This window comes from Enterobacter sp. MGH 33 (assembly GCF_000534535.1).
Lineage (GTDB): Bacteria > Pseudomonadota > Gammaproteobacteria > Enterobacterales > Enterobacteriaceae > Enterobacter > Enterobacter hormaechei_C.
Map to the genome: position 1 here is coordinate 1,786,778 of NZ_KI973212.1, position 15,412 is coordinate 1,802,189.

Annotated in this window: 9 protein-coding genes; 5 read left to right on the forward strand and 4 right to left on the reverse strand. The window is 56.6% G+C overall.

All coding sequences use genetic code 11. From position 1 onward, the window contains the following. Positions 1-12 precede the first annotated feature (12 nt). The 4 genes from L379_RS15460 to iroB all read right to left on the reverse strand — a co-directional run bounded on the left by L379_RS15460 (position 13) and on the right by iroB (position 7,300). Positions 13-969 carry an alpha/beta hydrolase gene (locus L379_RS15460; protein ID WP_032102659.1) on the reverse strand — a complete coding sequence of 319 codons (957 nt, stop codon included), beginning with the start codon at positions 967-969 and terminating at the stop codon, positions 13-15. An 83-nt stretch (positions 970-1,052) separates the two neighbouring features. Continuing rightward, a complete protein-coding gene (locus L379_RS15455) occupies positions 1,053-2,282 on the reverse strand; it encodes an esterase family protein (protein WP_015571051.1) in 1,230 nt (409 codons plus the stop codon). A 101-nt stretch (positions 2,283-2,383) separates the two neighbouring features. Next, positions 2,384-6,043 (reverse strand): salmochelin/enterobactin export ABC transporter IroC, encoded by a 3,660-nt coding sequence (gene iroC / locus L379_RS15450; protein WP_050597032.1) that lies wholly within the window; start codon positions 6,041-6,043, stop codon positions 2,384-2,386. Positions 6,044-6,184: 141 nt separating this feature from the next. After that, positions 6,185-7,300, reverse strand: coding sequence for a salmochelin biosynthesis C-glycosyltransferase IroB (gene iroB / locus L379_RS15445; RefSeq protein ID WP_032653054.1), 1,116 nt, complete (start codon positions 7,298-7,300; stop codon positions 6,185-6,187). Positions 7,301-7,970: 670 nt separating this feature from the next. Here iroB and L379_RS15440 point away from each other — a divergent pair. The 5 genes from L379_RS15440 (at position 7,971) to L379_RS15420 (ending at position 15,404) form a co-directional block, all read left to right on the forward strand. After that, complete coding sequence (locus tag L379_RS15440; RefSeq protein ID WP_050597033.1) at positions 7,971-9,158, forward strand: macrolide efflux RND transporter periplasmic adaptor subunit EtsA; 1,188 nt, start codon at positions 7,971-7,973, stop codon at positions 9,156-9,158. Then, entirely contained in the window at positions 9,155-11,095 is a 1,941-nt protein-coding gene (locus L379_RS15435) for a MacB family efflux pump subunit (RefSeq protein WP_023296167.1), read from the forward strand. Before L379_RS15440 ends, L379_RS15435 begins: the two co-directional genes overlap by 4 nt. Positions 11,096-11,098: 3 nt before the next feature. After that, on the forward strand, positions 11,099-12,469 hold the full coding sequence (locus tag L379_RS15430; RefSeq protein WP_032653059.1) for a macrolide efflux RND transporter outer membrane subunit EtsC: 1,371 nt from the start codon (positions 11,099-11,101) through the stop codon (positions 12,467-12,469). 184 nt (positions 12,470-12,653) lie between these two features. After that, positions 12,654-14,030: a glycoside hydrolase family 1 protein gene (locus L379_RS15425; protein WP_017384904.1), complete on the forward strand. Its 1,377-nt coding sequence runs from the start codon at positions 12,654-12,656 to the stop codon at positions 14,028-14,030. 51 nt (positions 14,031-14,081) lie between these two features. After that, the gene (locus L379_RS15420) at positions 14,082-15,404 is read left to right on the forward strand and encodes a PTS sugar transporter subunit IIC (RefSeq protein WP_032653061.1); all 1,323 of its coding nucleotides are present in this window, start codon (positions 14,082-14,084) and stop codon (positions 15,402-15,404) included. The last annotated feature ends 8 nt before the right edge of the window (positions 15,405-15,412 follow it).

Genomic DNA, 15,412 nt, shown 5'->3' on the forward strand with positions numbered 1-15,412 from the left:
GGCGGGCAGTGTTTAGCGGCTTAATGAATGACAGCCTGCTGTGTTACCTGCGTTTTCACCACTGATATCTAACAGCGCTCCGCGGAAGGAGGCGTTGAACATCGGCCCGTGTCCCAGGTTTGGGAAATCCCAAAAGGCGGCATTGACGCCTTTATCTTCCAGCGTGGCGAGGGTGGCATGAATTTTCGTCAGCACTCCGGCAGCATGCGTTTCCCGGTTATCGCCCGGTGTCGCCGAACCTTCCATTATCATCAGGCGCCTGGCGCAGTATTGCGACGGCTCAACCGCCGTGATGCGGCTCAGTAGCGCATCATGGCCTCTGCCCAACGACGGGCTGGCGCTGTAATACGTCCGGAAATAAGGGGAAGACAGCCATGCATCCAGCACGAACAGGCCGCCGTAGGAGTGCCCCCACAGGCCGCGACGCTGCCGATCGATATTCAATCCCTGTTCCACCTTTGGCGCTATACGCGTTTCCAGTAACTGGCGGAAGTCGTTGCTACCCCCACTCTTACGGCTAAAACGCCCGTTGCGGGTATCCGTTTTGCCGCTTTCTGCTGCTGGCGTATAGTCGTAGGCCCTGCCGTTGAGATCGAAGGGGAGGTTGGTCTGATACCCGACAGCCACAATCACCGGCGGTGATTTTTCTGCCAGCTGTTTGAGCAGGTCGTCGTTCAGGCGGTCCATAACTGCGTTGCCGTCGAGCATATATAAAATCGGGTAGCCCGACGCCGGTGCGGATTTATTTGGCACGGCCGTCCATACCCGATAATGGCGGCTGCCATCGTCGGAGTCGAACGAGTTGACGCTGAAATGGTAAAACGCAGAGCCTTTATCGGCGATATTCGGCCCCAGTGGCTGCATATCCGGCTTTGCGAAAGCGTGCGCATTCCAGATAAGGGTGAGACCAGAAAGAAGAGTGACAAGCGCCTTGCGTGAGTGTGTTGGGCGATACTCGCGGGCATACATCTGATGTTTATTCCTTTTCCGCAGGTGACATTTTCTTTATTCAGGAAGCCTGTACAGTTGCCTGAAAGTGTTCGCGGGTCAAGTCAACCCTGGAGTAAACCAAGCCCGTCAATCAGTGCGCCGCGCCACCATGCGTAATCGTGACCCCCGGTGTACATTGCGCAATGGCTGTCGACGCCAGCGGTAAGCAACTGCTGATGCAGCCGCTGAACGTGGGGTACCGTCGAACCTTCCAGCGATCCCACGCACAGGCGGATGCGCACACCCTGCGGCGGGGCAGAAAGCAGATGTTCGCTCACCCATGACGTATCGGTTTCGCTGAACACGTTTGGCCGGCTGGCACCCTCTGGCGTCCACCACATCGAAGGGGAGTGGCTGAGCGCCAGCCCGAACGTTTCCGGTGCGTAACGAGCGGCCATGAGCGCGCTGACCCCGCCGAGGCTCTGTCCGGCCAGCACGGTGCGCGAACGGTCTGCCCACCGCCGCTGCGGGTGTTCGGCGCGGATCGTCGGCAACAACTGGTCGGCGATATCCTTTATCAGCTCGCTGCGCCCGCCGAGTATCGCAGTTCGCTCGTGTTCATCGATATTGTCGATGCCAAGTACAGCCACAGGCACGATGCGTCCGTTGTTTATGGCGGCGTCAATTGCCGCGCATACGCCAAGGTGATCGAACCAGGTTTCACCATCGGGCAGTACCACCAGGCCGAGGGGCTGCGAAACATCAACGTCCGGCAGATAGAGCCGAACCCGGCGCGATTCCCCGGCGAGAGTGCGCGCCGAGGTAAGCAATTGCCCGCTGGGTGACCCGCCGCGCCATTCGGACTGGGCGGGGGCTTTATCAAGCGCCAGCACCGACTCCTGTGTGCTTCCCCGAACGTTGATCCCCGGCGTTTTGTTTAGCGGATCGACGTGCCCGACGAGGGTAGCAAAGCGGCCTCCGGACTGTGCAATCGTCTCGGCCGGGGTGCCGGGGGGGATTTCCACCAGCGAATAGGAGCCGCAGTAGCTTGCGGGTAAACGCAGTGTCAGAGTCCAGATATCCGTCGCGGGAAGGGCGGTCATCATCCCTTTCGCCACGTGCTCTTTATCCGTCACCCGATTCAGACGCAGATAAACGCCCTGTAGAGGGTGCCTGGCGCGCCACAGAAATGTCACATCACGCTCGTCTTTCGCTCCGTCGACTGGCGTCACCAGCGGTACATTTAGCGACTCAGCGTCTCGCCAGAAGTCAGAAAGGTTAGCAATGTGGCCTGCTGCCAGCTGGCTGCGCAGCCTGGCGATAGCAGAGGGATGTTGTTGCATGTTCAGCATTCACTCTCTTTGAATATGAAGGGTGTCAGTATAAATAGCTAAAGCGGCTATTCCGGGAACAGCCGCTTTAGCGCGTGTTTTGTAATGTCTTACGTGCGCAATTACTCTTCCACGATTTCCCCCGTGATGTCGTGCTGGCGATGGGGAACAGAGCTGCCGACGCTGTCATGCCACAAGCGGGTGTAGAGGCCGCCGGCCGCTAACAGCTGTTCGTGGGTGCCGTATTCCGCAAGCTGCCCCTTATCGATAACGGCAATCAGATCGCAGCGCTGCGCGGTGGTCAGACGGTGCGCCACAATCAGCGCCAGGTGCTTCCCGGCGTGCGCGACGTCTGTTAACGATGACATCAATCGCTCTTCGGATGTGCGATCCAGGCGTGACGTGGCTTCATCGAGCAGCAGGATGTGAGCATTCGCCAGTTGTGCGCGGGCCAGCGCAATCAGCTGGCGCTGACCTGCGGACAGATCGGCACCGCCGTTATTCACCGGTGTGCGGAATCCCTGCGGCAGATTGCGCACCGTCTCATACAGCCCTGCCTGTTGAGAGGCAATCTCAACGTCGTCATTGGTACTGGATGGCCGTGAATAACGAATGTTTTCCGCGATATCACCACTAAACAACGCCACATCCTGATCGACCAGCCCAATCTGGCGACGGTAATCGGCAAGCGAGGCATCATCAATTATCCGATCGCCAATGCTGATCCTGCCGTGGGTGGGGGAATACAATCCGGCGATCAGCTTAATCAGCGTTGACTTACCCGCACCGCTGCGACCAACGACCGCGACGACCCTTCCCTCAGAGATTGTCAGGGTAAGTTTGTTCAGCGCGGGTTCAGGGCTGTCGGGATAACTGAACGTGACCTCATCAAGATGCAGCGCGCCGGTGGCGGGCGGTGCGGAAGAGGGCTCGATGTTCTCTGTGCCTTCGGTCGCCAGCAGTTCATTGATATGTTTGCCGCTGGCCGTCGCCTGCTGCCAGGCGTCGACAATTCCTGATAACTGCTGCACTGGCCCATAGAATTGCCCCAGCAGCAGGAAGAAAGCCGCCAGCACCCCGGCGGTCATTTCGCCTTCGGCGACTCGCGATGCACCCACCAGAAGAACGGCGGCATAGGAGGCCTCGGTGCAGAAGGTCAGGAACGGGAAATAGACGGCAAGGTATTTTTGCGCACGTACGCGGGTCGCACGGAACCGATCCGATAACGCGCGCAGCCGGGCGGCTTCCTGTTCCTGCTGGCCATGCGATTGCACAACGCGCAAGCCGGAGACTTTCTCCTGCAGGGTGCTGTTGACTTTGCCTATTTCCAGCCGCGCCTGCGCATAAGCAGGGGAGCTGAGGCGGCGATAAATCCAGGTTGCCAGTGCGACCACTGGCACCGCGCTTAATGCCGTCAGCGCCAGGAGCGGGTCGAGCCAGAACATGGCGGCGGCGATGGCGAACATTGTCACCAGGCTGGTGGCTGCACCGGCAAGGCCGTTTTGCAGAAAGCGGGCGAGAGAGTCCACATCTACGGTCATGCGGGTCAGACGTGAATCGACATGCTTTTCATGCCAGGGGAGACCAAGACGCAGCATATGGCCGAAGCTGCGCAAGCGCACCGTATGCTGGACTGACTCTGCCGCTCTGGCGGCGAAGACAGTCTGTAGTGAATAACAGCACCAGCTCACGGCCACCAGGCACAGGGCGAATAGGGCACAGAGGCCGATAGTCGACATATCGCCTGTGGCAACGCCGGAGTCAATGCCGCGCTGCAGCAGTATAAGTACCCCGACGCCTGCCGCCGAATCGAGGGCGATCAGCAGGGCGGCGATGACGAACATCCACGCCACGGGCTTCAGCAGCGACGTGACTTTGCGGCCTTTACCAGCCAGCGCCTGCTGTACTGCATTTTCCGGCACGCGCGTCATACGGGCGACAAAGCCTTTATCCCCCGTCTGCGCCGCATCGTCTTGTGCCGCTGGTACGGTCGGCCACAATCCGTTAGGCCCACTGTGGGAAGGCGCGAGGAAATCGCCGTCGCCGGTCATCAGCGCGCGGAACGCCGGACAGCGCGCTTCAAGTTCTGCCTGGGTTCCGGTGTCCACCACCCGGCCCTTATCCAGCACCACAATCCGGCTGGCTAACTGAAGCGTCGAACGGCGTCGGGCAATCACCAGCAGCATATGCTTTTCGTCAGCATAGCGACTCAGCGCGGTGTTGATCTCCGCTTCAGTACCGGCATCGACCGCCGAGGTGGTGTCATCGAGGATCAACACTTCCGGCGCGGTAATGAGCGCCCGTGCCAGCGCGATTCGCTGCCTCTGTCCGCCGGAAAGATTCGTACCGCGTTCGGTTAATTGGGTATCGAAACCTTTCGGCAGGGCGTTGATAAAATCGCTGGCTCCTGCTGCCCTCGCCGCGAGGCGAATGTCGTCCGCCGTTGCCTGAGGGTGCCCGTAGGCGATATTTTCCGCCACCGTACCGGCAAACAGAAAAGCATCCTCAAACACAACGCCTACCCGACGACGAAGCGCCTCCAGCCTGAGATCGCGGAGGTTCTGTCGGCCTGCGCTGGTGTTGAGCCATATCTCTCCGGCGCTGGGATCGTAAAAACGCGCCAGCAGCATCAGCAGCGTGGATTTCCCGGAACCCGATGCGCCCACTACCGCCACCGTTTCACCGGCGTGCAGGGAAAAGGAGACATCGCTGAGGATGCGTCTGCCGCCACGGTACTCGAAGCTCACATTCTCCAGTTGCAGCCCGATAACCTGACCGTTAACCGCCTCCGTCCCGTCTTCCATCTGCGAACGGGTGTCGATCAGAGCAAACACTCGCTCCACGGACGCCTGGGTGCGCTGGGCGATAACCAGAAACGATGCCAGTACACGGGTTGGCCCGGTCAGCATCGCGAGGAAGCTGGCAAACGCCACGAAGGTGCCGAGATCGATGCGCCCGTGCATAACCGACCAGCCGCCGTAGCACAGCAGGACGATTTGCCCGAGCACCGGTAGCGCCAGCATGGTGGCGCCTGGCATCGCCTGCGAGATGGCCGCGCCGATGCGTACCCGCACCATCTGCCGCGACTGGCGATCCAGCCAGCGCGTTTCACGCAGCTCCGCCACGCAGGATTTTACCACTGAGATCTGCGCCAGCACCTCGCGCATATGTTCGGTGAGATTTGCCAGTCGGTCCGAGGCCAGCCCGGTTTGCGCGAAGACCCGGCGACGAGCACGCAGCGCAGTGATAGCCAGGCATGCCAGTACGCACACGACGATGAGCGTCATGGCGGGTGACATCCACAGCATCACGGCAATGCCGGCAATGTAATAAGTGAACACCGCCAGCGGCACCGGGCACATCTGTAGCAGGGTATGTACCTGCTGCAGATCGCTGTTGGTCCGTGAAATCACCTGCCCGGTGCGCAGTGCGTCCTGGCCTGCGCCGTCAAGTTTTTGAATACTGTCGAATGCCCGTCCTCGCAGGGTGTGCTGCACCCATAGCGAGAGCTCCCCGGCATAACCGCGGCGCACGTAGTTACCGATGAAATCAAAAAAGGCAATCAGCAATAGCCCGCAGGCCAGCCACGGCAGACGAGTCGGATTGCCCGCCAGCGCGTCGTTCACCGCTTGCCTTGTCAGCAACGGCGTCAGCGCGGCCAGCAGAATGGTCGAGACCGACGCTACCACTACGATGATGCTAAGTTTCTTACGTTCCCAGCACACGCGTGCCAGTCGAACTATCCAGGACCGCGCAGGAGTGGGAGAGTGAGTCGCAGGCATTAAGCCTCCTCCGTCTGTAAACAATAGGATCCAAGTCGGATCGCTGTGCAAAAAAAAGCGCCAGCCCGATCCGGTCCCGCATTGTTACGGGCGTATCTCCTGGATGCGTGCTGGCGTATGATCGTCATGACAGCGTAGTGGCTACCCTTTCTGTACCCTCGCGATCAGGCTTTTCGCCACCTCGCTCGGACAGGGTTGCGCTGCCATTTCCGCCGCTACCTCTTCAGAGGCGTCGCGAAGCGCGCGATTGTCGAGGAAAGCATTGATCATGCTGCTCGACAGGCCGTTGTCGCCGGGGATGATCCCGCAGCCGCGTTCGACAACAGCGCGGGCATTTACCGGGCGATCGGCACCCTGGCCGAAGACGATCTGTGGAATACCGGCGTGCAGCGCCGTCAGGGTATTGCCCGCGCCACCATGATGAATGAAGCCATCTGCGCCGTTCAGGAAGGCTCCCATGGGTATCCAGTCGACCAGGCGAACATTTGAGGGCAGTGAGCGCAGATCCGACCGCGCATTGGCCGAAAGATGCAGGATGATCTCGGCATCGACTTCACTGGCGGAATCCATCACCCAGGCGATCAGGTCAAGGCCGTCGACCATCGGTTTGACGGTACCGAGACTCACCAGCAGACGTTTACGGTCGGGCGTCCTCTCCCACCACGGTTCCCACACCGCGCCGCCGTTGTACGGGACGTACTGCATGGGAATAATGGGTTCTCCGTCGTTTTCAAGAATGCTCATGCTCGGTGGTGTTACGTCGATCCAGGCCATATCGCGCGGTGCGGCCCCAACGCCGTGGCGATGATAGGCGTCCGCGAGCGAACGCGTTACGCCTTTGATATGCCAGGGCGTATGGCCGAAGCCGACGGTTTGCATTACGACCGGTATATCGTATTTGGCGGCAATCAGAGGCCCGATGACCCCGAGCGGCGGGTAGATGATGAGATCGGGCCGCCAGTGTCCGGCAAACTCCACCAGGTGGTCGGCCATCTCTTCGCTGAAGAATGAGAAGTTGCCCATTTTTGTGCCGATGTTGCTTTCTTTTCGCTGTGCCTCGCGGCGGCGATAGTCAGCTTCAGAATCAAAACCGGGTGCGGCGTCAAATACCACCAGCCCTGCTTCTGCCGCTTTTTGGGCGAATTTTCCTCCGCTGGCGATCAGCACTTCATGGCCGTTAACGCGAAACGCCTGTGCCAGAGACAGCACAGGATACAGCAGCCCATAGAGAGGCGGGCCTACAAACAAAATACGCATGAGAAAATCCCTCTCCGCTTGACGAACTAAATCAGGAAGTCGACGCAGTCATATGCCAGCAGCAGGACGTTAATTTTCGTTAAGCCTGCTTTGACAGACGCTGCGTCCTTTTTGAGTTTCACCAGCCTTACGAACGGTCCTGTCGCTGACTATTCCGTGACGTAGGCTGGTGAATCGGGAATTCCTTGTCCCGGCTTCCATTAACGCTTACGCGCCGTTGTCCTTTTGAACAGCCCAGGCGGCGTCGTGCTGCCACGCCGCGGTGTTCAGATGCATTTGTTGAGTGTGAGACCGTTCAACAAACCTGGAGAGGCTTGTTTCCTGATACCTCTGTATACCTTGCCAGATAAACCATCAGTGCAAATGCTAATGATAATAATTACTATTATCATGTGTGGGTTGCAACTATAATTAAGCACTTAATGCACAATGAATCGATTATGGGAAAAATCGCAGGTGGGGCTCAGCAAAAGGGGACTCTGTGGATTTAGGCACAAAATCCCACGCTTGCGGCGGTTTACAGGCGGACCTGGTGATTCTGTGTAATTGATGGCGGGGGTCTACGATGACGCTACTTCACCAAATAGCGCGGGTTTACCTCCCGTAAATACTGGCGATGTTACTATGATGCCTGATTCACTGCTGTTTATCGTTATGGAAAACCTGCGTAATGTTAACAAAATTCCCTCCCCGACGCGTAATGACCTGTTCTGCGGCTCTGCTAATTATTTTTAGCATCGCCTTGTTCTTCTTCCTGAGAAGCCCCGAGGTTCCTGAGTATGTTACCGCTCCAGTACGCATCGGCGATATTGAAAACGCCGTACTTGCTACCGGTCGAATTGATGCGATTGAGCGGGTCAACGTTGGGGCACAGGTTTCTGGCCAGGTTAAGTCGCTGAAGGTGAAGTTAGGCGATCGTGTCACTAAAGGACAGCTCATCGCTGAAATTGATGACGTGCCGCAGCGGAATGATTTACGCAACGCAGAAGCTGCTCTCAACGTGGTAAAAGCGGACCTTCAGGCTAAGCAGGCGCAGTTGAAGCAAGCCTCATTGCGTTTTAAGCGCCAGCGCCAGATGTTAAATGAGGATGCCAGCTCGAGAGAAGATTTCGAAACGGCTGAAACCACGCTGGCCAGTACCCGCGCTGAGCTATCGGCACTGAACGCCAAACTCGTCCAGGCGCAAATTGATGTCGACAAGAAAAAGGTCGATTTGGGTTATACAAAAGTTGTTGCTCCCATGGACGGCATTGTTATTGCCGTTGTCACCCAACAGGGCCAAACGGTTAACTCCAGCCAAAGTGCGCCGACCATTATCAAACTCGCACGTCTGGACGTGATGACAATTAAAGCCCAGATCTCTGAGGCGGATATCACGCGAATTTCACCGGGACAGAAAGCCAGATTCACCATTTTCTCTGAGCCGGATAAGCATTATGACGCCACGTTACGTACCGTTGAACTGGCACCTGAGTCGGTTATGAAAGATGATAGCCTTGCCAGCAGTAGCTCAGCCTCAGGGTCAGGCACGTCAAATGCTTCGGTGTACTACAACGCGCTGCTGGATGTCCCCAATCCAGAAAATCGGCTGCGAATTGCCATGACAGCACAGGTGACCTTGCTGGCTGGAGAAGCTAAAAATACGTTACTGGTGCCGATTCAGGCTGTGCACAAGGTGAGTGGCAACAAACAGCAGGTGCAGATATTGACCAGTGATAACCGGCTGGAAACCCGTGAGGTCAAAACCGGCATTACTAACAGTGTGGATATCCAGATCCTGGACGGTGTAAAAGTCGGGGAACATGTTGTGTTATCGCAGCCGGGTGAAAAAGCGCCCGGGGAAGGGTTTGTATCTTGAGTAATATCATAGAACTCAAGGGCATCAGCCGCACCTACAGGAACGGTGGACAGGATCTCACCGTGCTTAAAGGGATTGATTTGACTATCGCTGCTGGGGAGATGGTCGCGATCATCGGCGCCTCCGGTTCCGGTAAGTCAACCCTGATGAATATTATGGGCTGTCTCGATGTCCCTGATTGTGGCGATTACTTTATCAGCGGTCAAAATGCCGCCCAGCTTTCACCTGACGATCTGGCAAGGATCCGCCGTGAGCACATCGGTTTTATCTTCCAGCGTTATCATTTAATGCCCGACCTGAGCGCGTTAAGTAACGTTGAAATTCCGGCGATTTATGCCAATAGTGAGCGCGAAAAGCGCCGTCTGCGCGCGGCGACATTGCTTGGAAGACTCGGGCTGGAAGGTCGTGAACATCATAAGCCGGGAGAGCTTTCAGGCGGCCAGCAGCAGCGTGTGAGTATTGCCCGCTCGCTGATTAACGGCGGTGAAATCATTCTGGCGGATGAACCCACCGGCGCGCTGGATACGCAGTCCGGTCAGGAGGTACTGTCAATACTCAGTGAACTGAATCAGCGTGGCCATACCGTGGTTATGGTGACACATGATATGAAGGTAGCGCAGCATGCTAACCGTATTATTGAGCTGCGTGACGGTGAAATTATTTCTGATACCGGCAGTCGTGTTACCTCCGGGGTTGCCCTTAAACGACCTGACAGCGTTCAGCAAAGCTGGTGGCAAAGTATTGTTGACCGTACCCGTGAATCCCTGCACATGGCGTTAAAAGCGATGAATGCGCATCGCCTGCGCACGACGTTAACCATGACGGGCATTATTTTTGGTATCGCCGCGGTTGTTACGGTGGTGGCACTGGGAGAAGGCGCGAAACAGCGAACCCTTGATAATATCAAGGAGCTTGGAACCAACGTGGTGAGCATCTACCCGGGAAGGGATTTCTTTGACGACAGCACTGAAGCCATTCGTACACTGGTCCCGGCAGACGCCGAAGCATTAGCAAAGCAGGGGTTTGTTGACAGCGTCAGCCCCGAAGTTAACGCTTCCGACAACATTCGCTTTCTGGGTAAATCCGCTACCGCCACGATCAATGGCGTTGGGCGCGATCATTTTCGCGTAAACGGTATTGAACTGTTGCAGGGATCAACTTTCCAGGACGATCGAAATGCCTCGCAGGAAGTCATCATTGATGAAAACGCCCGCAAGGCGTTATTTGACGATGCGGGACTCAAGGCACTTGGGCAAATCGTTTTTCTGGGTTCCGTGCCTGCACGGGTTGTCGGCATCGCCAAAGGGAACAGCCGAAGCTATGCGCCTAATCGCATTAACGTCTGGATGCCTTACAGCACGGTGATGTATCGAATGACAGGAAAACCGGTGTTGACCAGCATCAGCGTAAGGCTTAAGGATGATGTTGCCAACGAGGCAGCGGTCAGCGCTATTTCTCAGCTTCTCACTCAACGCCACGGCGTGAAAGACTTCCAGCTTTATAATTTCGAGCAGATTCGACAATCAATCGAACGGACCTCAATGACCTTTAGCATCCTGATTCTGATGGTGGCCTGCATCTCGCTGATGATCGGCAGCATTGGGGTGATGAATATCATGCTGGTGTCGGTCACGGAACGGACCCATGAGATTGGCGTACGAATGGCGGTCGGTGCGCGTCAGGGCGATATCATGCAGCAGTTTATGATTGAGGCTGTGCTGGTATGTCTAATAGGCGGAGTGTTAGGTATTGCACTGTCGTATGCCGCCGGAGCGCTGTTCACCGCGCTGGCAGGGGGCATTTTCACCGCCATTTATTCGTGGCAGGCCGCTGCTGCCGCATTCTTCTGCTCAACTTTAATCGGCATGATCTTTGGTTATCTCCCTGCCCGCAAGGCAGCAAGGATGGATCCGGTCGTTTCACTGGCCAGCGAGTAACCCATGAAAATATTATCCCCTTTAACGGTATGCCTTGCTGTCCTGCTTAGTGCTGGCTGCGCCGACTCTCTGAAAAGCGACTATCAGCCTCCTGAGGTGAAATACCCTGCCAACTGGTATCAGGCGGATGCTGCGGAGGAGAGGATGCCGTTCGACTGGCAGGCCTTTAACGATCCAGACCTCGACGGCTGGCTGCGGCAGGTGATGGTGCGCAATAACGATGTCGCTGGAGCGGTATTGCGTGTTTATCGCGCCCGCCTGGAAGAAGAGCGGATTGGCATCACAAACGATCCGGGACTAAAAGGTTCGCTCGCGCTTGACGGTAAAAAACAGCTGAACAGCTCAGCCCACTGGAGCAGGGGCAGCGTTGCCAGTATTAATACCAGCTATGAGCTGGATCTGTGGGGCAAAATAGCGCGGCAGCGCGATGCGAAGGCGTGGGCACGTTTTGCCTCGGAAGAGGATCTGCGTTCTGCACGCCTGACGCTGCTTTCAAATGCCAGTAATAATTACTGGCGCTTAGGCTTTATTAACCAGCAGCTGTCTGTCCTGCAACAAAGCATCAACTATGCAAAAGAGACGCTGCGCCTGGCTAACGCGCGCTATGCCGCGGGCGGTGCCTCCTCTCTGGATGTTGTGGATGCTCAGCAGGGCGTGCTTTCGCAGGAAAACAGGCTGGCGGCGTTGAAGAATGAACGTTTACAGGCGCTCAATCAGCAAGCCGTTTTGCTTGGAACCGCGCCGGGCAGCGCGATAGTCGAGCCGAAAACGTTACCAATGGGACCACTGCCGCAGGTCAGTGGAAAGATCCCGGTCAACGTGCTGCGGCATCGACCCGATATCAGCGCTAAAGAGTGGCGGGTACGGGAAGCATTGGCCACCGTTGATGTCCAGCGTACTGCATTTTATCCAGCGTTTAGTCTGACCGGCTCGCTTGGCACCAGCAGCAGCAGCCTTATGGCCTTCATGGAAAATCCTGTAGGCTCTGTTGGAGCAAACCTGACCCTGCCGTTCCTGGAATGGAGAGAAAGGGGCATGGACGTGAAGATTGCCCGCAACGACTACGAGCAACGGGTTCTGGAGTTTAAACAGGAACTTTACAAGGCGATGAGTAGCATAGAAGATGCGCTTGCTTTGCGTCATCAACTCCTGGAGCAGGAGACGCTTCTACGTGAAGGCCTGGAACTGGCGAAAAAATCAGAGAGGTTAAACGAAGTTCGCTATCGCCAGGGCGCGGTGCGAATTTCTTTCTGGCTTGATGCTCAGGAGAAACGCCGACAGGCCGAACTGGCACTGTATGAAAATCGCTTTAACCAGTTAAATAATCTGGCAAAAATCTATATGGAGTTCGGCGGTTCGGTATCTTTCCCCTGAATTGCGCAGACTCATTTACGTCTGGCAGCAATATGACTTGCTGCCAGGGCGCAGTTCGCAAGACATCCCTCGTCATTATTCAAACCCATCTCACAAAAATCGTTCCTCCCCTTTGATCGAAATTTCATCTCCGGCTATATGACTAGTCATATCATTTAAATGACTAGTCATATAGGAGGCAACCATGAATCAATCACTGCCAGCCAACTTCTTATGGGGCAACTCGGTGTCGAGCATGCAGACGGAAGGGGCCTGGAATGAGGGCGGAAAGGGGATGTCGGTGTATGACATTCGCGAAGCCGGTGAAAATATCTCTGACTGGAAAGTGGCCACCGACTCCTACCACCGCTACCGGGAAGATTTCGACCTGATGCAGGATCTGGGCATGAACTGCTACCGCTTCCAGATCTCCTGGAGCCGCGTCTGCCCGCAGGGTGACGGCGAGTTCAACGCCGAAGGCATCGCGTTTTATGACCGTTTTATCGACGATCTGATCGCCCGCGGTATCGAGCCGATGGTCTGCCTCTACCACTTCGATATGCCGCTGGCGCTGGCACAGGAGTACAACGGATTTAACGATCGTCGCGTGGTGGAGGCGTTTATCCGCTACGGCAAAAAGATGATCGACTGCTTTGGTGACCGGGTGAAGTACTGGCTGACCTTTAACGAGCAGAATATTTTCCACATGCCGATAGCCTTTCGCATCTCCGGCTATATGAAGGGGGAGGAAACCCTGCGCGAGCTGTACGAAGTGCAGCATCACACCATGGTGGCGCACATGGCGCTGACCGAGTACCTGCACCAGACTAAGCCGGGCAAGCTGATGGGCGGCATGCTGGCGCACCAGCTGATTTATCCGGCCACCTGCAAACCGCGTGACATCTTCTGCGCCCAGCAGTACGACGAATTCCTCAACCAGAACCTGCTGCGCGTCTTCGCGGGCCAGGGCTACAGCCCGGCGGTGATGGCGGTGGTGGAGCAGGAAGGCTTCGGCGATATCTACCGCGCAGACGATCTCGCGCTGTTTGCGCGCACGAAGAACGACTTTATGGCCTTCAGCTACTACGCCAGCAAAACGCTGGACAGCGATGCCATCCCGGAAGGCACGCCGGTGAACTATTACCTGCTGCACGGCGAGAAAAACAATCCGTACCTGAAGGCCACCGAGTGGAACTGGCAGATCGATCCGCTGGGCTTTCGCACCATCATCACCCGCTATGCCAACGACTGGCGGATGCCAGTATTCCCGATTGAGAACGGCATTGGGGTGATTGAGTCCTGGGATGGCGTAAACCCCATAGAGGATACCTACCGCATCGACTACCACCGGGCGCATATCGAGGCCATGAAAGAGGCGATGTTCGAGGACGGGGCAGAGGTATTGGGCTATCTCGGCTGGGGGTTGATTGACATTCTCAGCTCGCAGGGTGACATGCGCAAGCGCTACGGCGTGGTCTACGTCAACCGTGAAAATCACGACCTGAAAGACCTGAAGCGCGTGCCGAAGAAGAGCTATGCGTGGTTAAAACAGGTTATCCATACCAACGGACGCGAGATGTAAGCCGTACGCTGCCGGGCCGTTTTTGTGACTGATTGATGGGAACTATCCGCTATGTCTGAAACAAAAATAACACCGCACATGCAGTCTTTTGTCGATAAATTTGTTGAGTTCTCGGCGCGCCTGGCAAACCAGGTGCATCTTCGCTCCCTGCGCGATGCCTTCGCCACGGTAATGCCGATTTTCATCCTTGCCGGTCTGGCGGTGCTGGTGAACAACGTGGTGTTCCCCTGGATCTTAGAGGGCGACACGCTCACGCAGTTTAAGGTGTGGGGCGAGGCGATCATCAACGGCACGCTGAACATCGCCGCGCTGCTGCTGGCGCCGATGATCGCCTGGTCGCTGGCGCGCAACAAAGATTTCGACAATCCGGTCTCGGCAGTGGTTATCGCCGTCAGCAGTTTCATCATCATGATGCCGATGCGCTTACAGATTACTCCCGTCGGCAGCGACGCCACGGTAAACGTTACCCAGGTGCTGACGTTCGCCAATATCGGCTCCACCGGGATTTTCGCCGGGGTGCTGATTGGGCTGCTCTCAAGCGAGCTGTTTATCGCCATTTCACGGCTGAAGGCGCTGCACATTTCGCTGGGAGAGAACGTACCGCCAGCGGTGAGCAAATCCTTTACCGCGCTGATCCCGACGATCCTCACGCTCTCCCTGTTTGCGGTGCTGGCGGCTATACTGGCGAACGTGCTGCACACGGATCTGATCCATCTCATTACGACATTTATTCAGCAGCCGCTGCGGCTGATCAACACCAGCCTGCCCGGGACGATCTTCATTTACAGCTTCGGTAACTTCCTGTTCACGCTCGGTATTCATCAGTCGGTGGTCAACAGCGTGGTGCTGGAGCCATTCCTGCTGATCAATACCAATGAGAATATGCTGGCCTTTGCCAACGGCCAGCCGATCCCGCACATCATCAACAACATCTTTGTGCCGACCTTTGGCATGGTGGGCGGGACGGGCAGCACAATCTCATTGCTGATTGCTATCTTCATCTTCTCAAGACAGAAATCAGCGAAGCAGGTGGCGCGTCTGTCGCTGGCGCCGGGTCTGTTTAACATCAACGAGCCGGTGATTTTCGGCCTGCCGATAGTCTTTAACCTGCCGCTGATGATCCCGTTTGTGCTGCTGCCCGCTATCGGGATTTACTTTGCGTGGCTCTGTACCACGCTGGGGCTCATGTCGCGCTGCGTGGTGATGATCCCGTGGACGACCCCGCCGATCCTCAGCGCCTGGCTGGCGACGGCGGGGGACTGGCGGGCGGTGGTGGTGCAGTTGGCAATCATCGTATTTGGTGTATTCTTCTACCTGCCTTTCCTCAAAGTTGCCGAGCGAGTGGCGTTGAAAAACAGCGGGACAGAACACTAATTTAAGGA

Excerpts from the sequence above, each read along its gene's own strand:
- L379_RS15425 (WP_017384904.1), top strand. The coding sequence starts at position 12,654 with ATGAATCAATCACTGCCAGCCAACTTCTTATGGGGCAACTCGGTGTCG.
- L379_RS15455 (WP_015571051.1), bottom strand. The coding sequence starts at position 2,282 with ATGCTGAACATGCAACAACATCCCTCTGCTATCGCCAGGCTGCGCAGC.
- iroB (WP_032653054.1), bottom strand. The coding sequence starts at position 7,300 with ATGCGTATTTTGTTTGTAGGCCCGCCTCTCTATGGGCTGCTGTATCCT.
- L379_RS15420 (WP_032653061.1), top strand. The coding sequence starts at position 14,082 with ATGTCTGAAACAAAAATAACACCGCACATGCAGTCTTTTGTCGATAAA.
- L379_RS15440 (WP_050597033.1), top strand. The coding sequence starts at position 7,971 with ATGTTAACAAAATTCCCTCCCCGACGCGTAATGACCTGTTCTGCGGCT.
- iroC (WP_050597032.1), bottom strand. The coding sequence starts at position 6,043 with ATGCCTGCGACTCACTCTCCCACTCCTGCGCGGTCCTGGATAGTTCGA.
- L379_RS15430 (WP_032653059.1), top strand. The coding sequence starts at position 11,099 with ATGAAAATATTATCCCCTTTAACGGTATGCCTTGCTGTCCTGCTTAGT.
- L379_RS15460 (WP_032102659.1), bottom strand. The coding sequence starts at position 969 with ATGTATGCCCGCGAGTATCGCCCAACACACTCACGCAAGGCGCTTGTC.